The following is a 19,365-nucleotide window of genomic DNA, read 5'->3' as shown; positions in this document are numbered from 1 at the left end:
ACGTCCCGCCCATCGGCGGGACGTTTTTTTTGTGCGCGCGCTTACGCGGACGGCGGCTTCGCGTGGTCGGGCGCCGGGGCCGCCACGCTCGACCGGATGCCTTGCTCGACCAGCCAGTCGAACATTTGCCCGACGATCGGCGAGCGCGACGGGCCTTCCATCCGCGACAGCCACCACGTGGTGCCGGGCAGGCGCGGGTAGTCGGCCAGCACGGTCAGCGCGTGCTGGTCGAGGCCGGCCTGCGCGACGAGGCGCGGCAGGCACGCAATGCCGCGGCCGCGCTGCACGGCGTCCAGCACGAGCCGCTGGTCGTCATAGATCGCCTGCATCCGGAAGTCCGACAGTCGTTCGCGAAAGACCGTCGCCATGCGCTCGTCGGTCAGGCTCGCTTCGAGGCAGACGAGCCCCGCGTGCCGCGCGTGTTCGGCGCGCGGCACGCGGGCGAGCGTCTCGGCGAGCGGTGTCGCGCACACGGTCACCCACTCGTCGCGCATGAACGGGATATCGACCAGGCCCGGCTGCAGCATCGGCCGCGTGCCGATCGTCATGTCGACGTCGATCTCGTCGACGTAGCGCGCGGTTTCGTCGGTCGACAACAGCGGGCACAGGTCCGGCAGTGCCTGTTGCAATTGCTCGAGGCGCGGCTGCAGCCAGCCGTGCAGCAACGGCGCCGGACACACCAGCACGACGAGCCCCGGGTTCAGGTAGGTCGCGATGCGGTCGAGGCCGCCGCGCAACGTGTCCATCGCGCGCTGGACGCTGCGCTGCAGGACCTCGCCGGCAATGGTCAGCTCGACGCCGCGGCCGCGCCGGCGGAACAGCGGCTGCCCGAGCTGCGCTTCGAGTTGCTGGATCTGATGGCTGATCGCCGATTGCGACAGGTGCAGTTCATCGGCTGCGCGCGAGAAATTGCCCAGCCGGGCCGCGGCTTCGAAGCCGCTCAGCAGTTTCAGGGACGGAACGCGTTGCATCGAGATATGAGGTGAATTGATTGATCAAGCCAATAAATATCAATATTCATCAAGTTTAACCTGACGGAAAATCGCTCATCAATCACAACGGAGTCGGATCGATGGGTCGCTTTGATGCTCGCCAGCGCGGTTACCGGATGCCCGCCGAATGGGAATCCATGCACGCCACGTGGCTCGGATGGCCGGTGCTCGACAATCGCGAGGACCTCTGGGGGGCGCATTACGCGCAGGTCTGCCGCGAATTCGCGCTGGTCGCGCGGACGATCGCGCGTTACCAGCGCTGCGTGGTCGCGGTACACCACAGCCAGGCCGATGCCGCGCGCGAGTTGGTGGGCCCGAGCGTCGACGTGCTGCCGGTCGCGGCCGAGGACAACTGGCTGCGCGATTGCGGGCCGATCTTCCTCGTCAGCGAACGGCACGGGCTCGGCGCGGCCGTGTTCCGCTTCAACTGCTGGGGCGAGAAGTACCAGCCGTACGACGGCTGCCAGCAGGCCGGGCAGGACATCGCCCGTGCGGCCGGCGCCGAGATCTTCAATTCGCACATGGTGCTGGAGGGCGGTTCGTTCTACGTCGACGGGCAGGGTACGCTGGTCACGACTGAAAGCTGCCTGCTGCATCCCAATCGCAACCCGCACCTGAGCCGCGCGGAGATCGAGGCGGAGCTGCGCCGGATGCTGGGCGTCGAGAAGATCGTGTGGCTGCCGGGCAACCCGGACGAAGTGGAGACGAACGGGCACGTGGACGGCATCGCGTCGTTCGTCGCGCCGGGGCGGATGCTGTGCCAGACCGCAGCGCCCGAGCAGGGCGACTATTTCCGCGTGATGCGCGAAAACCGCCGTGCGCTGGAACTCGCGACCGATGCGGCGGGGCGCCGTTTCGAGCTGCTCGACCTGCCGTCGCCGATCGTCGGCGAACGCTTCGGCTCCGAGCGCTACTGCGATTGTTACGCGAACTACATCCTGGTGAACGGCGCGGTGATCGTGACCGCGTTCGGCGTTGAACAGGACGAGGCCGCACGCGATGCGTTCAGCCGCGCGTTCCCGACGCGCAAGGTGCAGATGCTGCCGATCCCGACGCTGTCGATCGGCGGCGGCAGCATTCATTGTTCGACGCAGCAGCAGCCGTCCGTCGCGCACTGAGCGACGTTTCGTCAGCGGTTTCCGGTTTCACCGAGGAGCAACGCAATGCCGTCCAAACACATCACCGTCGCCGCCGTGCAGATGGCGTCGGGCAGCTGGAATCTCGAAGACAACATGGCCGCCGCGGAGCGCCTGATCCGCGCGGCCGCCGCACAGGGCGCGAATCTCGTGCTGTGCCCGGAACTGTTCGCGATGCCGTACTTCTGCCTCGACCAGAACGTGCGTCATCTCGAACACGCGCAGCCGTTCGAAGGCAACGCGCAGATCGCCCGTTTCGCGGCGCTGGCCGGCGAGCTCGGCATCGTGCTGCCGATCGGTTTCTTCGAGCGCGCGGGCAATGCCGCGTACAACTCGATCGCGGTGGCGGACGCCGACGGGCGCGTCCTCGGCGTCTATCGCAAGACGCATATTCCGGACGGGCCGGGCTATACGGAGAAGTTCTATTTCACACCGGGCGACACCGGCTTCAAGGTGTGGGACACGCGTTTCGGGCGGATCGGCATCGGCATCTGCTGGGACCAGTGGTATCCGGAGACGGCGCGCAGCCTCGCGCTGATGGGCGCGGAGATCCTGTGCTTTCCGACCATCATCGGCTCGGAGCCGTTCAGCAGCGCGTTCGATTCGGCCGGCCACTGGCAGCGCACGATGCAGGGTCACGCAGCGGCCAACATGGTGCCGGTCGTGGCGGCGAACCGGATCGGCCGCGAAGTCGGCATCGGCAACGGCAATCCGCGGCAGCAGGGGCTGACCGGCGTGTTCTACGGGTCGAGCTTCATCGCGGATCACACCGGCGAGAAGCGGGCCGAGGCGAACCGCACCGACGAAGCCGTGCTCGTGCAGACGTTCGACCTCGACGCGATCCGCGCCGACCGGCAATCGTGGGGCTTTTTTCGCGATCGCCGCCCCGAGATGTACCGCACGTTGCTGACCAGCGACGGCGTGTCGTCCTGTTATCGATGAGGGATTCGCGATGAAACACCAAGGATGGCTGCGCATCGCGGTGCCGGGCCTCGCGCTGTGCGTGCTGGCCGGTGCGGCCCGCGCCGACGAAGAGAACGTGCTGAACCTGTACAACTGGAGCAACTATTTCGCGCCGGACACGATTGCCGCGTTCGAGAAGGAAACCGGCATCAAGGTGCGCTACGACGCGTACGACAGCGACGAGACGCTGCAGTCGAAGCTGCTGACCGGCAACAGCGGCTACGACCTCGTGTGGCCGACCAACGACTTCATGGCCAGGCAGATCCAGGCCGGCGTGTACCGCAAGCTCGACAAGGGCCGGCTGCCGAACCTGAAGTATCTCGACCCGTCGCTGCTGAAGCAGATGGCGCAGTCCGATCCCGGCAACCAGTACGGCGTGCCGTACATGTGGGGCACCGTGGGCGTCGGCTACGACCGCGCGAAGGTGCGCGCGATCCTCGGCAAGGACATGCCGGCCGACAGCCTCGACCTCTTGTTCAACCCGGCGATCGCGGCACGCGTCGCCGCGCAATGCGGGCTCGGCCTGCAGGACTCCGCGAGCACGGTGCTGCCGCTCGCGCTGCGCTACGTCGGCCGCGACCCGATGCGGCCGTCCGCGCAGGATTACGCGGCCGCGCAGGCGATGCTGATGAAGGTGCGGCCGTTCATCCGCCAGTTCGTCGGCTCGTCCGATGCCGACGCGCTGATCGACGGCGAGCTGTGCGTGACGGTCGGCTTCTCCGGTGCGATCAACCTGGCCGCGCAGAAGGCGAAGGCGCGCGATCCGAAGCGCGACATCGTGTACGACATCCCGCGCATCGGCAGCCTGATGTGGTTCGATGCGATGGTGATTCCGGCATCGGCGAAGCATCCGGACAACGCGCACGCGTTCATCGACTACATCCTGCGTCCGGACGTGATCGCGAAGATCTCGAATGCGACGCGCTACGCGAACGCGAACCGGGGCGCGCTGAAGCTGATGGACCCGGCACTGGTGCGCGATCCGGGCATCTATCCGGACGAGGCGACGCGGCGCACACTGTTCACGCCGATCGCCGAATCGCCGGCCGCGATGCGCCTGGAAGGCCGCACCTGGCTCGGCTTCAAGACCGCGCGGCCGTGACGGCCCGCGCAGAAACAATCGAAATAACCGGCAAGCGAAAGAGGAATGCGATGACCACACGACGTCAACTGTTGAAACGCGGCCTGTCCGTATCGGGCGCGGCGCTGGCCGCCGGCGCGATGGGCGGGTTGTTCGGCCGCGCCGCGCACGCGCAGCAGGGCGCGACCTGGCACATGCCGGACGAAGGCGCGCCGCACACGGCGACCTGGATGGCGTTCGGCCCGAGCGCGGACATCTGGGGCGCGCGGCTGTTGCCCGTGGTGCGCGAGAACCTGGCCGCGGTCGCGAAGGCGATCGCCGCGCACGAGCCGCTCAAGATGCTGGTGCGGGAGCAGGACTACGCGCTCGCATCGCGGCTGTGCGGCGCGTCGGTCGAGCTCGTCCAGCATCCGGTCGACGATCTGTGGATGCGCGATACGGGGCCCGTGTTCGTGAAGAACGCGTCGGGCCAGCTCGGCGGCGTGAGCTTCAATTTCAACGGCTGGGGCAACAAGCAGGAACACGACCAGGACGCGGAAGTCGCGCCGTTCGTGGCCGAACGCGCCGGCGCGCGGCCGATCGACACGAAGCTCGTGCTGGAAGGCGGCGGCATCGAGGTGGACGGCGAGGGCACGGCGATCATCACGCGCAGCTGCGTGCTCAATGCGAACCGCAATCCGGGCGTCAGCCAGGCGCAGTGCGAAGCCGAGCTGAGCCGCCTGCTCGGGCTGAAGAAGATCATCTGGCTGCCCGGCATTGCCGGCAAGGACATCACCGACGGGCATACCGACTTCTACGCGCGTTTCACGAGCCCGGGTGTCGTGGTGGCCGGGCTCGACACGGATCCGGCGTCGTACGACCATGCGGTGACGCGGCAGCACCTCGAGATCCTGCGCAAGTCCACCGATGCGAAGGGGCGCCCGCTGAAGGTCGTCGTGCTGCCGGGGCCGAGGACCGTCCGGCATGCGTACGAGAACGACGAGTTCGCGGCCGGCTACATCAATTTCTACGTATGCAATCGCGCGGTGATCGCGCCGCAATTCGGCGACAGTCGCGCCGACCGCAACACGCGCGACACGCTCGTCGACCTGTTTCCCGGCCGCGAAGTCATCCAGTTGAACATCGACGGCATCGCCGCGGGCGGCGGCGGCATTCACTGTACGACGCAGCAGCAGCCGGCCTGAGCGGGGGCGCGGACCGGTCCGCGTGACCGGTTCGAATGCCGCTGCCATTTTTATATATTTTCGGATTACTGAATAACAATGCGGAATCCGTTTCGTGGAACGGATTCCGGCGCGTACGCATGCGCGCCGTCCGCGCAATGGAGTGGAATACATGGCGAAGCAACGAAACGACGTGATCACGAACCCGAACGCGTCGCCCATGCCGGATGCCGGCCGACGCGGATTCATCCGCTGTTCGGCCGCCTGGCTCGGCATGCCGCTGCTGGGTGGACTGGCCGCATGCGGCGGCGGCGACGGCGGTACGGCCGACGCGGCGTCCGCCTCGCGCCCGACACCGTCGGCACGGCAGGCCGTGTACCGGCTGCCGGCGGAAGATGCGCCGCACGCGTCGACCTACATGACCTTCGCGTCCGGCGTGGACGGCATCTGGTCGCCCGTCACGTCACAGAGTACGGATGCCGGCATCGATCGCGTGCGGGCCGACCTGATGGACGTCGCGAAGGCGATCGGCGCGACCGAACCGGTCACCATGCTGGTGCTGCCGGTCGATCTGGACGCGGCCCGCGCGCTGCTCGCGAGCGCGAGTGTCGCGAATCCGGACCTGCATGCGCGCTATGCGGCGCGCGCCGCGGGCACGGGCGGAATCACCCTCGTGCCGCTCGCCGACGGTTTCAACGATTTCTGGGTGCGCGACACGGGGTGCGTGTTCGTCCGCGACACGGCGAACGGCAATGCACTGAACGCGATCGGTTTCAATTTCAACGGCTGGGGCAACGCCAACACCGACGGCGCCGGCCAGAGCGCGGGCACGATTGCGCCGGCGATCCTGGCCGCGAGCAACCGGTCGAAGGCCGGCAAGTTCTTCCAGCCATTCAGCCAGGACGGCAGGGTGGCGGGCTGGATGGCGCAGACCCAAGGCGCGACCCTGGTCCGCAGCACGTTGACGCTCGAAGGCGGCGCGATCGAATTCGACGGCGACGCGACGGCGATCCTCACCGAATCGGCCGTGCTGCACGTGAACCGCAATCCGCAGCTGTTCGACATCCCGAATGGCGTGATCGCCAACGCCACGCTGCTGCCGACGGCCCGCGAGGTCGTGCTCGCCGAACTGCAGCGCACGCTCGGGGTGCGGAAGATCATCTGGTTGCCGGGCACGCCGACCTATCCGCGCGGCAGCGGCGTGGGCGGTGCCGGCGGCGCGGCGACGCCGGCCGGCGAGAGCGACATCACGAACGGTCACGTCGATTTCTATGCGCGTTTTCTCGCGCCCGGCGTGGTCGCCTGCTGTTACGACGCGTCGAATTCGACCGGCGAGCGTGCGTTGACGGACGCGAACCGGAAGCGCCTGGCGGGCCAGACCGACGCGAACGGCCGGCCGCTGCGGATCGTCGAGCTCGTGCCGCCCGTCAGCTTCGGGACCTCGGCCGGCACGACGCTCAGCGAGCGACAGATGTCGCATTTCGCGGCCGGCTACATCAACTTCTATACGTGCAACGGCGCGATCGTGATGCCGAAGTTCAACGATGCGGCGGCGGACGCGGCCGCGGTCGCCGCGATCCGGCCATATGCGGGCAGTCGCGCGATCGTGCAGGTCGACATCCTCGGCATCGCGTCGGGCGGCGGCGGCATCCACTGCGCGACCCGGGAAGTACCGGCGTGAGCGTGTCGCGTCATATCGATATGGAAATCGATTCGTTGTCCGTTTCACGCGAATTCCTTAATCTGGGCCTGTAGTTCGTGTGACACCTCCTTGACTGGGATTCGCGCCCGCTGCGTGCAGCGGGCGTCTTTTTTTTGTGCGCCGTACCGCGCGCCTCATCACGAAACCCGCAGAGCAAAGCACCATTTGTTGGTTCGGATTCGCCGCACGCGCTGCTACGTTAGCGGCTTCGCGGCGACACACTGCGTCGCGATGTTCTTCGAACCGGGCCGCCGCGCGATCCGCGGCGGCCTTCATAACAAATCAGGTCGTGCTCATGAAATTCCACACTCTCGCTACGTGGCTCGTCGGGGCCGCGCTCATCACCGCAGGCACCGTCGCGCATGCGGACCGGCTCGACGACATCAAGAAGGCCGGCGTGCTGCGCGTCGCGACGTTCGACAGCAACCCGCCGTTCGGTTATGTCGACGCGAAGAACAACCACATCGTCGGCCTCGACGTCGACTACGCGAAGGCGCTCGCCGACAAGCTCGGCGTGAAGCTGCAACTGCAGCCGACCAATCCCGCGAACCGCATCCCGTTCCTGACGTCCGGCAAGGTCGATCTCGTGCTCGCGAACTTCACGATCACCGACGAGCGTGCGAAGCAGGTCGACTTCAGCATTCCGTATTTCTCGTCGGGCCAGCAGTTTCTCGCGAAGAAGGGCGTGCTGAAATCGGCCGACCAGCTGAACGGCCTGCGCGTCGGCGCGGACAAGGGCACGACCAACGAGATCACGCTGCGCGAGAAATTCCCGAAGGCGACGATCGTCGCGTACGACGATACGCCGTTCGCATTCGCCGCGCTGCGCGCCGGCAACGTGCAGGCGATCACGCAGGACGGCCCGAAGCTGATCGGCCTGCTCGCGAATGTGCCCGACAAGCAGAACTACGAGATCCCGGCATTCACGATCTCGAACGACTACATGGGCGTCGGCGTGCCGAAGGGCGAGACGCGCCTGCTCGGCTTCGTCAACGACACGCTGAAGGGCCTCGAGGCGAACGGCCGCGCGACGCAGATCTACGACGCGTGGTTCGGGCCGACGACGAAGACGCCGCTCACGCGCATCTTCCGCATCGGCGACAAGACCTGATTCAGGCTCCGGCCGCACGTGCGCCGCGTGAGCGCCGGGATACCGGCGTCGCGGCGCTTTTCGTTTTCTTTCGATCGCGCGTTTCGCGCCCGTCATACGACATGCTCGGGTTGGCTCCCAAATATCTGTCCTGGCTCTGGCAGGGCTTCCTGCTGACGCTCGGTCTCGCGGCCGCGTCGGCCGTTGCGGCGACCGTCGGCGGGCTGCTGCTCGCCGTCATGCGTCATGCACGCGGCGCGGCACCGCGCGCGGCCGCCGCCGCGTACATCGTCGCATTTCGCAACACGCCGCTGCTCGTGCAGTTGCTGTTCTGGTATTTCGGCGTCGCGTCGTTGCTGCCCGACACGTGGATCGCGTGGCTGAATGCGCGCCATGCGGTGAGCGCCGGTCCGTTCACGCTCGCGTGGCCGTCGTTCGAATTCGTCGCGGGCTGGGTCGGGTTGAGCGCCTACACGGCCGCGTTCGTCGCCGAGGAGTGCGAAGCCGGCCTGCGCGGCGTGCGGCGCGCGCAGCATGACGCGGCCGCCGCGCTCGGCCTCACGCCGATGCAGTCGCTGCGCTACGTGGTGCTGCCGCAGGCCGTGCGGATCGCGTTGCCGCCGTTGTTCGGCCAGTACATGAATCTCGTGAAGAACTCGTCGCTCGCGATGGCGATCGGCGTGGCCGAGCTGTCGTATGCGTCCAGGCAGGTCGAGACCGAGACGTTCAAGACCTTCGCCGCGTTCGGCGTCGCGACGCTGCTGTACGTCGCGGCGGTGGCCGCGATCGAGGCCGGTGCGTACGCGGCCACGCAATGGCGTGACCGGCTCGGCGCGGGGCGGTGACGATGGACCTTTCGCTGCTCCTCTCCAACCTGCCGTACCTGCTCGTCGGCGCATATCCCGACGGCCCGCTGGGCGGTGCCGCGCTGTCGCTGGTGCTGGCGATCGCGTCCGCCATCGCGTCGGCGGTGCTCGGTGTCGCGCTCGGCGTCGCGATGGCACTCGCACGCGGCCCGGCACGCGTGCTGTTGCTCGCGTTCATCGGCTTCTTCCGCGCGATTCCGGTGCTGATGCTGATCTTCTGGACGTATTTCCTGATGCCCGTGCTGCTGCACATGGACGTGCCGGGGCTCGCGACGGTCGTGTGCGCGCTTGCCCTGATCGGCGGCGCGTATCTCGCGCATGCGGTGCATGCGGGCATCGTCGCGGCGGGTGACGGGCAATGGCAGGCCGGGCTGTCGCTCGGGCTCACGCGCTGGCAGACGGTGCGCTACGTGCTGCTGCCGCAGGCGATCCGGATCATGACGCCGTCGTTCGTCAACCAGTGGGTCGCGCTCGTGAAGGACACGTCGCTCGCGTATATCGTCGGCGTGCCGGAGCTGTCGTTCGTCGCGACGCAGGTGAACAACCGGCTGATGGTGTATCCGGCGCCGATCTTCCTGTTCGTCGCGGTGATCTATCTGGTGCTGTGCACGTCGCTCGACGGCGCGGCACGCTGGCTGCTGTCGCGCCGCCCGCGCGCGCAACGCGCCGTGCAGGCGGCGGAGTGCACGGAACCCGCGCAGTAACGGCGCGCCGGACGCAGCGGCACGCGCGTTACGACGCCGAGTAGTGCGTATTGAAGACCGCGCGCAGCGTCGATTTGTCGGTCGCGAAATCGCCCCACAGCGGCCCGTCGTTCTGCGCGAACCCGAACGGCGCCGTATTGATCGACGCGAGGCGGAAGCGCCATTGCGCGGCTTCCTGGCGGAACGCGGTGAGCTGCATGTCAGACAGCGCCGTCTGCGCGCTGGCGAGCGTGACGAGCGGGTCGACCGGATCGTTCGCGACACGCACCTCGAAATGCAGGTGCGGGCCCGTGGCGGCGCCCGTCATCCCGACCGAGCCGATGCGCTGGCCCTGCTTGACGGTTTCGCCGACCTTGAGCCCGCGCGCGAACGCGGACAGGTGCGCGTAGTAGGTCGAGTAGCCGTCCGCATGATCGACGATCACGTAGCGGCCGTAGCCGCCCGGATCGAACCCGGCGAACGATACGACGCCGTCGGCCGCCGCATCGACGGGCGTGCCGCTCGGCGCGGCGAGATCGACACCCGTATGGAACGCCATCGCCTGCGAGAGCGGATGGATGCGCTCGCCGAAGAACGAGCTGATGCGCGTCCACTTGACCGGCATCGTGAACGCGGCCGCTTCGAGCGGCGCGCCGTCGAGCGTGTAGTACGCGCCGTGCTGGGCGCCCGGCGCACGGAACCAGATCGCGCCGAACGTGCGGCCGGCGACGCGCAGCTCGAGCGCGGTGAGGCGCGGCGTGCCGTCGTTCGTGTCGAACGCGACGCGGTAGTAGTCGCCGCGCTGCGCGCTTGCGCGCATCGCGACCTTGCCGGTGACGAGATCGCCGAGCTGGATGCGCACTTCGGGCGGTACGTCGAGGCGGTTCAGCGTGTCGGACAGCGTGAGTTCGATGTCGCCCGCGCGCATTCCGTTCTGGTTCTCGGGCGCCGCGAACCGGAACAGGCTCGCATAGCCGAGCATGTCGTTGCGGTGCGCGCTGAGCGGGGCGAACAGGCCCGGCTGCTGGCTGCGGTCGTTGAGATCGACATGTTCGTTGCGCTCGCCGATCGTGCGGGCGAGTTCGCTCGTCACGAAATGCTGCGCGGTCGGAAACGGCGTGTCGGACAGTACGCGCTGCGGCAGCGCGGCCGTGCCGGAATCGACGGCGCCGGGCAGTTGCGATACGGCCGGCAGCGCGGCGGCGAGACCGAATGCGGCGAGGGCGCCGAGCACGGCGGCCGGCACGAGCGCGCGCGCGATGCGCTGCGCGCGGCCGGGCGCGAAAGCATCAGGAGTAGCGGCAGACTTGACCAAGGTGTCCACATCCAGGAAAGCGGTTCAAAGGGGTGTGGGCAGGGGCCGCCGGCGGCTCATCCGTCGAACGGCGACGGGGCGGGCGGCGGGCGTGCAACAAAACAGGCCCCGCCAGGGGCCTGTGTCGTTTCCGTTCGACCCAACATACGGGGCGAGCCCGCTTCGAACGGCGGCGTGCATACCGGGTCGAACCCGGTTATCACGAAGACGCTAAAGAAAGATGACAGCGTCAGTCTACCGATGTTCCGGGAAACGTTAAAAATTTTAAAGAGGGTCAGCTCATTCGTTTCGCAGTGCGGTAAATCGGGCTAAATCAGCATTTGTTACGACGTTTTTCACTGGCCTGGCAATTTTTGCGCGCGAACGCGCAACGCGGCCGATGTCCGGACGGTGTCGAAACCGGCGTCGAGCATCGCTTCGGCGTCGTTCCACAGATTGCCGCGCAGCCGGTTGGTCCAGATCATCGACGCGAACACGCCTTCGAGCAGCGACACGAGATAGACGGCGGCCAGGTGCACGTCGAGATCGGCGGCGATTTCGCCGGCCGCGATCGCGCGGCGCAGCAGCGCCTTCGTGATCCGCAGCATCTGCAGTTCGAGCAGCATGCGGCGCCGCTGCAGCGCGCCGTTTTCCTCGCTTTGCTCGCACTTCGTATAGAGGATCACCAGCACGCGCTGCATCGGGCCCGGTGCGCCGCATTCCTGCAGGTAGTGCGACGCCGCGCGCCGCAGCGTGGCGAGCGGCGGCAGGCCGTCGCCCGCGTCGAAGCCTTCCGACGTGCGCGCGAACGCGCGGTCGCACATCGCGAGACACACTTCCATCTTGTTGCGGTAATGGCCGTAGACGGCGCCCCGCGGCATCCCGGCGGCCTCGGCGAGGTCCGCCATCGCGGTTTGCGCGACGCCTTTCTCGAGCAGCACGAGCTCGGCGGCGTCGAGGATCCGGTGCTTGATGGCGAGCGATTCTTCCCGGGTCTTGCGGGCCATGTCGTGAAGCTCCTTACAATTCGCTGTCGTTTTATTGAGACAGTGTGTCGGTCAGATTGAAACGGAAAGTATTTAATCAGTCGTGACTGATTATAATCGGCCACCCTGAGCCGCCGCATTGTATCGGCGGCGAACGATCCGAGGTCACACATGAATAACAATCGCTCCCTGTCGCGCCACGGGCTGGCGCCGTTCGCGCTGGCGGCCGTGCTGGCCCTGGCCGGATGTGGAAAGGGCGACAAGGACGCCGCGCCGGAGACCGCGAAGCAGGCCACCGTCGTGACGGTACGTCCGACGGCCGTGCCGATGACCGTCGAACTGCCGGGCCGGCTCGACGCGTACCGGCAGGCGGAAGTGCGCGCGCGGGTCGCGGGCATCGTCACCGCGCGCACCTACGAGGAAGGTCAGGAAGTGAAGCAGGGCGCGGTGCTGTTCCGCATCGATCCCGCGCCGCTGAAGGCCGCCCGCGACGCCGCGCAGGGCGCGCTCGCGAAAGCGCAGGCCGCGGCGCTCGCGGCGAGCGACAAGCGCCGCCGCTACGACGATCTGGTGCGCGACCGCGCGGTGAGCGAGCGCGACCATACCGAAGCCGTTGCGGCCGATACGCAGGCGAAGGCCGAGGTCGCATCGGCGAAGGCCGAGCTCGCGCGTGCGCAACTGCAGCTCGACTATGCCACCGTCACCGCACCGATCGCGGGCCGCGCGCGACGCGCGCTCGTGACCGAAGGCGCGCTCGTCGGCCAGGACCAGGCGACGCCGCTCACGACCGTCGAGCAGCTCGATCCGATCTACGTGAACTTCTCGCAGCCGGCCGCCGATGTCGACGCGTTGCGCCGCGCGGTGAAGAGCGGGCGCGCGACGGGCATTGCGCAGCACGACGTCGCGGTGACGCTGCTGCGCGCCGACGGCACCGCGTATCCGTTGAAGGGCAAGCTGCTGTTCAGCGATCTCGCGGTCGATCCGACCACCGACACCGTCGCGATGCGCGCGCTGTTCCCGAATCCGGAGCGCGAACTGCTGCCGGGCGCGTACGTGCGGATCGCGCTCGACACGGCGGTCGACCAGCGCGCGATCCTCGTGCCGCGCGACGCGCTGCTGCGCACCGCCGACCGTACGTCGGTACGCGTGGTCGGCACGAACGGCAAGGTCAAGGACGTCGAGGTCACGGCCGACCAGATGAGCGGCCGTGACTGGCGCATCACGCGCGGCCTCGCGGGCGGCGAACGCGTGATCGTCGACGACGCGTCGCAGTTCGCGCCCGATACGGCCGTCAAGCCCGTCGAGAAGTCGCCGCCGTCGAAGGCGGCGCCGGCCGCGGCCGCTTCGCAGGCGGCCGCCCGTCAAACCTGACCGGTTCAAACCAACATGGCACGTTTCTTCATCGATCGCCCCGTCTTCGCGTGGGTGATCGCCATTTTCATCATGCTGGGCGGCATGTTCGCGATCCGCGCGCTGCCCGTTGCGCAGTACCCGGACATCGCACCGCCCGTCGTCAGTATCTATGCGACGTACCCGGGCGCGTCCGCGCAGGTCGTCGAGGAATCGGTGACCGCGCTGATCGAGCGCGAGATGAACGGCGCGCCGGGGCTGATGTATACGTCGGCCACCAGCAGCGTCGGGATGGCGTCGCTGTACCTGACGTTCAAGCAGGGCGTGAACGCCGATCTCGCGGCCGTCGAAGTGCAGAACCGGCTGAAGATGGTCGAGGCGCGCTTGCCCGAACCGGTGCGCGGCGACGGCATCCAGGTCGAGAAGGCCGCCGACAACATCCAGCTCGTCGTGTCGCTCACGTCCGACGACGGCCGGATGACCGACGTGCAGCTCGGCGAATATGCATCGGCGAACGTCGTGCAGGCGCTGCGTCGCGTCGAGGGTGTCGGCCGGGTGCAGTTCTGGGGCGCGGAGTACGCGATGCGGATCTGGCCCGACCCGGTGAAGATGGCCGGGCACGGCCTCACCGCGTCGGACATCGCGTCGGCCGTGCGCGCGCACAACGCGCGCGTGACGATCGGCGACATCGGGCGCGGCGCGGTGCCGGCCAGCGCGCCGATCGCGGCGACCGTGTTCGCCGATGCGCCGCTGAAGACGCCGGCCGAATTCGGCGCGATCGCGCTGCGCACGCAGGCCGACGGCTCCGCGCTGTTCCTGCGCGACGTCGCGCGTGTCGAGTTCGGCGGCAACGACTACAACTACCCGTCGTACGTGAACGGCAAGGTCGCGACCGGGATGGGCATCAAGCTCGCGCCGGGCTCGAACGCGGTATCGACCGAGAAACGCGTGCGCGCGACGATGGACGAGCTGTCCCGGTTCTTCCCGCCGGGCGTGAAGTACCAGATCCCGTACGAGACCTCGTCGTTCGTGCGCGTGTCGATGAACAAGGTCGTCACGACGCTGATCGAGGCCGGCGTGCTGGTGTTCCTCGTGATGTTCCTGTTCATGCAGAACCTGCGCGCGACGCTGATCCCGACGCTCGTCGTGCCGGTCGCGCTCGCGGGCACGTTCGGCGTGATGTATGCGGCCGGCTTCTCGATCAACGTGCTGACAATGTTCGGGATGGTGCTCGCGATCGGCATCCTCGTCGACGACGCGATCGTCGTCGTCGAGAACGTCGAGCGGCTGATGGTCGAGGAGGGGCTCGGGCCGTACGACGCGACCGTCAAGGCGATGAAGCAGATCAGCGGCGCGATCGTCGGGATCACCGTCGTGCTGACGTCGGTGTTCGTGCCGATGGCGTTCTTCGGCGGCGCGGTGGGCAACATCTACCGGCAGTTCGCGCTGTCGCTCGCGGTGTCGATCGGCTTCTCCGCGTTCCTCGCGCTGTCGCTGACGCCCGCGCTGTGCGCGACGCTGCTCAAGCCCGTGTCCGGCGACCATCACGAGAAGCGCGGCTTCTTCGGCTGGTTCAACCGTTTCGTCGCGCGTGCGACGCAGCGCTACGCGACGCGGGTCGGCACGATGCTGAAGAAGCCCGTGCGCTGGCTCGTGGTGTACGGCGCGCTGATCGCGGCCGCGGTGCTGATGCTCGCGCAGCTGCCGACCGCGTTCCTGCCGGACGAGGACCAGGGCAACTTCATGGTGATGGTGATCCGCCCGCAAGGCACGCCGCTCGCGGAAACGATGCAGAGCGTGCGCGAGGTCGAGTCGTATATCCGCAAGGACGAGCCGGCCGCGTATACGTTCGCGCTCGGCGGCTTCAACCTGTACGGCGAAGGGCCGAACGGCGGGATGATCTTCGTCACGCTGAAGAACTGGAAGATGCGCCAGGCGGAACGCGATCACGTGCAGTCGATCGTCGCGCGCATCAACGCGCGATTCGCGGGCACGCCGAACACCACGGTGTTCGCGATGAACGCGCCGGCGCTGCCCGATCTCGGCTCGTCGAGCGGCTTCGACTTCCGGCTGCAGAACCGCGGCGGGCTCGATTACGCGACGTTCAGCGCCGCGCGCGAACAGCTGCTCGCCGCGGGCGGCAAGGACCGTGCGCTGACCGACCTGATGTTCGCGGGCACGCAGGATGCGCCGCAACTGAAGCTCGACATCGATCGCGCGAAGGCGTCCGCGCTCGGCGTGTCGATGGACGAGATCAATACGACGCTCGCGGTGATGTTCGGTTCGGACTATATCGGCGACTTCATGCACGGCACGCAGGTGCGGCGCGTGATGGTGCAGGCCGACGGGCTGCACCGGCTCGATCCGGACGACGTGAAGAAGCTGCGCGTGCGCAACGCGCGCGGCGAGATGGTGCCGCTCGCGGCGTTCACGACGCTGCACTGGACGCTCGGGCCGCCGCAGCTCACGCGCTACAACGGCTATCCGTCGTTCACGATCAACGGTTCGGCCGCGGCCGGCCACAGCAGCGGCGATGCGATGACCGCGATCGAGCGGATCGCCGCGCAGCTGCCGGCCGGCATCGGTTATGCGTGGTCGGGGCAATCGTTCGAGGAGCGGCTGTCGGGCGCGCAGGCGCCGATGCTGTTCGCGCTGTCGGTGCTCGTCGTGTTCCTGGCGCTCGCGGCACTCTACGAGAGCTGGTCGATCCCGTTCGCGGTGATGCTGGTCGTCCCGCTCGGCGTGATCGGCGCGGTGCTCGGCGTCACGCTGCGGGCGATGCCGAACGACATCTATTTCAAGGTGGGGCTGATCGCGACGATCGGGCTGTCCGCGAAGAACGCGATCCTGATCGTCGAAGTCGCGAAGGATCTCGTCGCGCAGCGCATGTCGCTCGTCGACGCCGCGCTCGAGGCAGCACGCCTGCGGCTGCGGCCGATCGTGATGACGTCGCTCGCGTTCGGCGTCGGCGTGCTGCCGCTCGCGTTCGCGTCGGGCGCCGCGTCCGGCGCGCAGATGGCGATCGGCACCGGCGTGCTCGGCGGCGTGATCACGGCGACCGTGCTCGCGGTGTTCCTCGTCCCGCTGTTTTTCGTGATCGTCGGCCGCCTGTTCGACGTCGGCCCGCGCCGGCGCGGCGGGGCGCGGCCGGCGGCGATGGAGGGTTCGCAATGATGGTTGCGCTGAATGCACGCGCGGTGCTGCGGGTTCGGCTCGCGCTGGTCGCCGCGCTCGCGCTCGCCGGGTGCTCGCTCGCCCCGCGTTACGAGCGGCCCGCGGCACCGGTGCCGTCGAGCTATGCGCCGGTCGACGGCAGCGCGGCGCCGGCCGCCGAACCGGTTGCGGCGCGGGATGCCGCGCTGCTCGACGACTGGCACGCGTATTTCACCGATCCGGCGCTGCAGGCGTGGATCGACGCCGCGCTCGCCAACAACCGCGACCTGCGGATCGCGGCCGGCCGGCTCGACGAAGCGCGCGCGCTGTACGGCGTGCAGCGCGCGGACCTGATGCCGTCGGTCGATGCGAATCTCGGCTACGAGCGCGCCCGCCAGTACGACCCGGTCGTGCGCGAAAGCGCGATCAGCGGGCTGTACCGCGCGGGCGTCGGCGTCAGCGCGTACGAGCTCGACCTGTTCGGGCGCGTGCGCAACCTGTCCGATGCGGCGCTTGCCGAGTATTTCGCGACGGCCGACGCGCAGCGCACGGTTCGCATCGGCGTGATCGCCGAAGTGGCGGGCGCGTACGTGTCGGAACGCTCGCTGCACGAACAGCTTGCGCTCGCGCAGCGCACGCTCGATGCGCGCGAACGCATGGCCGCGCTCACGCAGCGTCGTTATGCGGCCGGCACGAGCGACGCGATCGAGCTGCGCTCGGCCGAGATGCTGGTGGCCTCCGCGCGTGCCTCGCAGGCCGCGCTGCAGCGCGAGCATGCGCAGGCCGTGCGGGCGCTGCAGCTGCTAGCGGGTGACTTCGCACGCAACGGGCCCGACGACGCGAGCGCGCTCGACACGCTGTCGATCGCACCGGTGGCGCCGGGCGCGCCGAGCGCGCTGCTCGAACGGCGGCCAGACATCCGGCAGGCCGAGGCGCGGCTCAAGGCCGCCAACGCGCAGATCGGCGCCGCGCGCGCGGCGTTCTTTCCGCGCATCGCGTTGACCACCGACTACGGCTCGGTCAGCGACGCGTTTTCGAGCCTGTTCTCCGCCGGCACGAGCGTATGGACGTTCGCGCCGCGCATCACGCTGCCGATCTTCGCGGGCGGCCGCAATCGCGCGAATCTCGACGTCGCGAACGCACGCAAGCACATCGCGGTCGCCGAATACGAGAAGGCGGTGCAGACCGCGTTCCGTGAAGTGGCCGACGCGTTCGCCGCGCGCGACTGGATCGATCGCCAGCTTGCCGCGCAACAGGCGGTGTATGCGGCCGACGGCGCGCGGCTGAAGCTCGCCGAGCGTCGTTATGCGGGCGGTGTCGCGACGTATCTCGAACTGCTCGACGCGCAGCGCAGCACGTACGAGTCGGGGCAGGAGCTGATCCGGCTCAAGCAGCTCAGGCTCGCGAATGCGATCGCGCTGTACCGCGCGCTCGGTGGCGGCTGGACACCGGCCTCGGCCGAGGCGGCGATTTCCGCGTGACATGCGTGTCGTCGCCCGGTGCCGCGGCGCACCGCACGACATGACGGCGGCGGTACGATCCGGCGTGCGGCCGCCGCCGCGACAGTCGTACTGCCGGCCGTATCGCCGGTCGCTGTCGGCACTTCCTTTCGCTGTCCGGCGAATCCTCCAGGTGTGATTCATTTCGCGGCGGGGCGCACGCGCGCCTTCCGCGGCAACCCGCATCCGACGACCGCTCGTGTCGCCTGCCGGCGCAAACGTATGCGCTGCATTCTCGTCTCTTCGTCTCGTTCCTCCGGGCCGGCCAATCGCGTTCCGATGACCGCGCAGGCGTGCGATTTCAAATGGGCAATTGACGAATGGATTAATCAATGAATTGGAATTAATCATGGCGGCAAAGTGTCGCAGTAAAACGTTTGTATCTTTTCGCAATCGTTTGCGCGGCGATTCCGTATTGGTTAAATACCTCGGTTAATTTCCTGTCAGTTGGAAATGATTTGAGATTGCCGTTGTCTCCGGACAACGATGGCGGCATTGGACAATATTTTGTCTTTTGATTGGCGGTGATTGCCGGGGTCAATACAGGCGGGGCGATGCGGGGTGTCGACGGTCATCGGAAAGATTTTCCCCTAATCTTCAATCGGTTCCGTGAAATAAAAAAGGACTGCGGATGGAAAATGCAGGATTGGAAATCGAGCGGAAGGAATGTGGTTCAAGAGGGGTAAATCGGAGATTGTCATAAGCATTTGACAATGATTTACAGAAAACTTTCACGATTATCTCGATAATGCCGCCTCGTGTCGGACGGGGGTCGCCATGCGCTGCCGTTTGTGTCCGATACGTCGTCCATTCCATTTGCACTCCTTACGGGAAACGTCATGAAAAAATCCATCCTGACCGCTGTCGCACTCGCGGCCCTGTCCACCTCGGCCTTCGCAGCGGGCACCGGCACGATCAACTTCACGGGCGAGATCGTCGCGGGCGCATGCGGCATCGACTCGGGCTCGGTCAACCAGACCGTGAACCTCGGCAAGGTGCCGACCAACGTGTTCAAGCAAGCCGGCGACAAGTCCACGCCGACCAACTTCGACATCAAGCTGACCGACTGCGACACGAGCATCGCGCAGAACGCGTACTTCACGTTCACGGGCACGTCGAGCGCGGGCCAGCCGAAGCTGCTCGCCACGATCGGTTCGGCGACCAACGTCGGCATCCGCCTGCAGGCGGCGTCGGGCGAATACCTCGACAACGGCGCCGAGCAAAAGGCACCGACCGTGCTGCAGAACGGCACGAACATCGCTCGCTTCGCAGCGATGTACGAAGCGACGGCAGCCGGCGTGACGCCGGGTACCGCCGACGGCGTCGCCAACTTCACGGTCCGTTACCAGTAAGCGGCCGTACCGGAGGAGGGATGCGCGCATCCCTTCCTCCTTCTTCCTTCCTCCC

Annotated in this window: 16 protein-coding genes; 12 read left to right on the top strand and 4 right to left on the bottom strand. The window is 67.6% G+C overall.

Going from position 1 to position 19,365, the window contains the following annotated elements; genetic code table 11:
• Positions 1-41: 41 nt before the first annotated feature.
• The gene (locus tag HWX00_RS03190; RefSeq protein WP_034186944.1) at positions 42-971 is read right to left on the bottom strand and encodes a LysR family transcriptional regulator; all 930 of its coding nucleotides are present in this window, start codon (positions 969-971) and stop codon (positions 42-44) included.
• A gap of 101 nt (positions 972-1,072) precedes the next feature.
• Between HWX00_RS03190 and HWX00_RS03185 the strand changes: the two genes are divergently transcribed.
• The 8 genes from HWX00_RS03185 to HWX00_RS03150 all read left to right on the top strand — a co-directional run bounded on the left by HWX00_RS03185 (position 1,073) and on the right by HWX00_RS03150 (position 9,697).
• Positions 1,073-2,110: an agmatine deiminase family protein gene (locus HWX00_RS03185; RefSeq protein WP_124669097.1), complete on the top strand. Its 1,038-nt coding sequence runs from the start codon at positions 1,073-1,075 to the stop codon at positions 2,108-2,110.
• A gap of 45 nt (positions 2,111-2,155) precedes the next feature.
• A complete protein-coding gene (aguB, locus tag HWX00_RS03180; RefSeq protein ID WP_049031076.1) occupies positions 2,156-3,070 on the top strand; it encodes an N-carbamoylputrescine amidase in 915 nt (304 codons plus the stop codon).
• Positions 3,071-3,080: 10 nt separating this feature from the next.
• Entirely contained in the window at positions 3,081-4,193 is a 1,113-nt protein-coding gene (locus HWX00_RS03175; RefSeq protein WP_049031075.1) for a polyamine ABC transporter substrate-binding protein, read from the top strand.
• A 50-nt stretch (positions 4,194-4,243) separates the two neighbouring features.
• Positions 4,244-5,356, top strand: coding sequence for an agmatine deiminase family protein (locus HWX00_RS03170; RefSeq protein WP_034186940.1), 1,113 nt, complete (start codon positions 4,244-4,246; stop codon positions 5,354-5,356).
• 151 nt (positions 5,357-5,507) lie between these two features.
• Positions 5,508-7,016 (top strand): agmatine deiminase family protein, encoded by a 1,509-nt coding sequence (locus tag HWX00_RS03165; RefSeq protein ID WP_175026914.1) that lies wholly within the window; start codon positions 5,508-5,510, stop codon positions 7,014-7,016.
• 316 nt (positions 7,017-7,332) lie between these two features.
• The gene (locus HWX00_RS03160; RefSeq protein WP_034186939.1) at positions 7,333-8,148 is read left to right on the top strand and encodes an ABC transporter substrate-binding protein; all 816 of its coding nucleotides are present in this window, start codon (positions 7,333-7,335) and stop codon (positions 8,146-8,148) included.
• Positions 8,149-8,249: 101 nt separating this feature from the next.
• Positions 8,250-8,972 carry an amino acid ABC transporter permease gene (locus HWX00_RS03155; protein ID WP_069705165.1) on the top strand — a complete coding sequence of 241 codons (723 nt, stop codon included), beginning with the start codon at positions 8,250-8,252 and terminating at the stop codon, positions 8,970-8,972.
• Between the two features lie 2 nt (positions 8,973-8,974).
• Positions 8,975-9,697, top strand: a complete 723-nt coding sequence (locus tag HWX00_RS03150; protein ID WP_034186937.1) for an amino acid ABC transporter permease — start codon at positions 8,975-8,977, stop codon at positions 9,695-9,697.
• A gap of 28 nt (positions 9,698-9,725) precedes the next feature.
• Here HWX00_RS03150 and HWX00_RS03145 read toward each other — a convergent pair whose 3' ends face one another.
• Together HWX00_RS03145 and HWX00_RS03140 are read right to left on the bottom strand one after the other, a co-directional pair.
• On the bottom strand, positions 9,726-10,991 hold the full coding sequence (locus tag HWX00_RS03145) for a M23 family metallopeptidase (RefSeq protein WP_175026913.1): 1,266 nt from the start codon (positions 10,989-10,991) through the stop codon (positions 9,726-9,728).
• Positions 10,992-11,326: 335 nt separating this feature from the next.
• Complete coding sequence (locus HWX00_RS03140; protein WP_175026912.1) at positions 11,327-11,977, bottom strand: TetR family transcriptional regulator; 651 nt, start codon at positions 11,975-11,977, stop codon at positions 11,327-11,329.
• 150 nt (positions 11,978-12,127) lie between these two features.
• Here HWX00_RS03140 and HWX00_RS03135 point away from each other — a divergent pair, with 150 nt between their 5' ends.
• From HWX00_RS03135 to HWX00_RS03125, 3 genes are read left to right on the top strand one after another with little or no spacing between them, the layout of a single operon-like run.
• Positions 12,128-13,327 (top strand): MexX/AxyX family multidrug efflux RND transporter periplasmic adaptor subunit, encoded by a 1,200-nt coding sequence (locus HWX00_RS03135; RefSeq protein WP_034186934.1) that lies wholly within the window; start codon positions 12,128-12,130, stop codon positions 13,325-13,327.
• A 15-nt stretch (positions 13,328-13,342) separates the two neighbouring features.
• The gene (locus tag HWX00_RS03130) at positions 13,343-16,480 is read left to right on the top strand and encodes a multidrug efflux RND transporter permease subunit (protein WP_175026911.1); all 3,138 of its coding nucleotides are present in this window, start codon (positions 13,343-13,345) and stop codon (positions 16,478-16,480) included.
• A complete protein-coding gene (locus HWX00_RS03125; RefSeq protein ID WP_175027010.1) occupies positions 16,480-17,940 on the top strand; it encodes an efflux transporter outer membrane subunit in 1,461 nt (486 codons plus the stop codon). Before HWX00_RS03130 ends, HWX00_RS03125 begins: the two co-directional genes overlap by 1 nt.
• Positions 17,941-18,555: 615 nt before the next feature.
• Here the strand turns inward: HWX00_RS03125 and HWX00_RS03120 are convergent.
• Positions 18,556-18,774: a hypothetical protein gene (locus HWX00_RS03120; protein WP_175026910.1), complete on the bottom strand. Its 219-nt coding sequence runs from the start codon at positions 18,772-18,774 to the stop codon at positions 18,556-18,558.
• Positions 18,775-18,797: 23 nt separating this feature from the next.
• Between HWX00_RS03120 and HWX00_RS03115 the strand changes: the two genes are divergently transcribed.
• A complete protein-coding gene (locus HWX00_RS03115; RefSeq protein WP_034186931.1) occupies positions 18,798-19,310 on the top strand; it encodes a fimbrial protein in 513 nt (170 codons plus the stop codon).
• Positions 19,311-19,365: the final 55 nt, after the last annotated feature.

The sequence above is a fragment of the Burkholderia seminalis DSM 23518 genome (genome assembly GCF_902832885.1).
GTDB classification, from domain to species: domain Bacteria; phylum Pseudomonadota; class Gammaproteobacteria; order Burkholderiales; family Burkholderiaceae; genus Burkholderia; species Burkholderia seminalis.
This window is presented reverse-complemented; position numbering and strand designations above follow the sequence as displayed.

What these genes read in the sequence shown, in the direction of transcription:
- HWX00_RS03150 (WP_034186937.1), top strand. Translation starts at nt 8,975, where the DNA reads ATGGACCTTTCGCTGCTCCTCTCCAACCTGCCGTACCTGCTCGTCGGC.
- HWX00_RS03125 (WP_175027010.1), top strand. Translation starts at nt 16,480, where the DNA reads ATGGTTGCGCTGAATGCACGCGCGGTGCTGCGGGTTCGGCTCGCGCTG.
- HWX00_RS03160 (WP_034186939.1), top strand. Translation starts at nt 7,333, where the DNA reads ATGAAATTCCACACTCTCGCTACGTGGCTCGTCGGGGCCGCGCTCATC.
- HWX00_RS03170 (WP_034186940.1), top strand. Translation starts at nt 4,244, where the DNA reads ATGACCACACGACGTCAACTGTTGAAACGCGGCCTGTCCGTATCGGGC.
- HWX00_RS03190 (WP_034186944.1), bottom strand. Translation starts at nt 971, where the DNA reads ATGCAACGCGTTCCGTCCCTGAAACTGCTGAGCGGCTTCGAAGCCGCG.
- HWX00_RS03115 (WP_034186931.1), top strand. Translation starts at nt 18,798, where the DNA reads ATGAAAAAATCCATCCTGACCGCTGTCGCACTCGCGGCCCTGTCCACC.
- HWX00_RS03155 (WP_069705165.1), top strand. Translation starts at nt 8,250, where the DNA reads ATGCTCGGGTTGGCTCCCAAATATCTGTCCTGGCTCTGGCAGGGCTTC.
- HWX00_RS03135 (WP_034186934.1), top strand. Translation starts at nt 12,128, where the DNA reads ATGAATAACAATCGCTCCCTGTCGCGCCACGGGCTGGCGCCGTTCGCG.
- aguB (WP_049031076.1), top strand. Translation starts at nt 2,156, where the DNA reads ATGCCGTCCAAACACATCACCGTCGCCGCCGTGCAGATGGCGTCGGGC.
- HWX00_RS03130 (WP_175026911.1), top strand. Translation starts at nt 13,343, where the DNA reads ATGGCACGTTTCTTCATCGATCGCCCCGTCTTCGCGTGGGTGATCGCC.
- HWX00_RS03140 (WP_175026912.1), bottom strand. Translation starts at nt 11,977, where the DNA reads ATGGCCCGCAAGACCCGGGAAGAATCGCTCGCCATCAAGCACCGGATC.
- HWX00_RS03175 (WP_049031075.1), top strand. Translation starts at nt 3,081, where the DNA reads ATGAAACACCAAGGATGGCTGCGCATCGCGGTGCCGGGCCTCGCGCTG.
- HWX00_RS03120 (WP_175026910.1), bottom strand. Translation starts at nt 18,774, where the DNA reads ATGGAATGGACGACGTATCGGACACAAACGGCAGCGCATGGCGACCCC.
- HWX00_RS03165 (WP_175026914.1), top strand. Translation starts at nt 5,508, where the DNA reads ATGGCGAAGCAACGAAACGACGTGATCACGAACCCGAACGCGTCGCCC.
- HWX00_RS03185 (WP_124669097.1), top strand. Translation starts at nt 1,073, where the DNA reads ATGGGTCGCTTTGATGCTCGCCAGCGCGGTTACCGGATGCCCGCCGAA.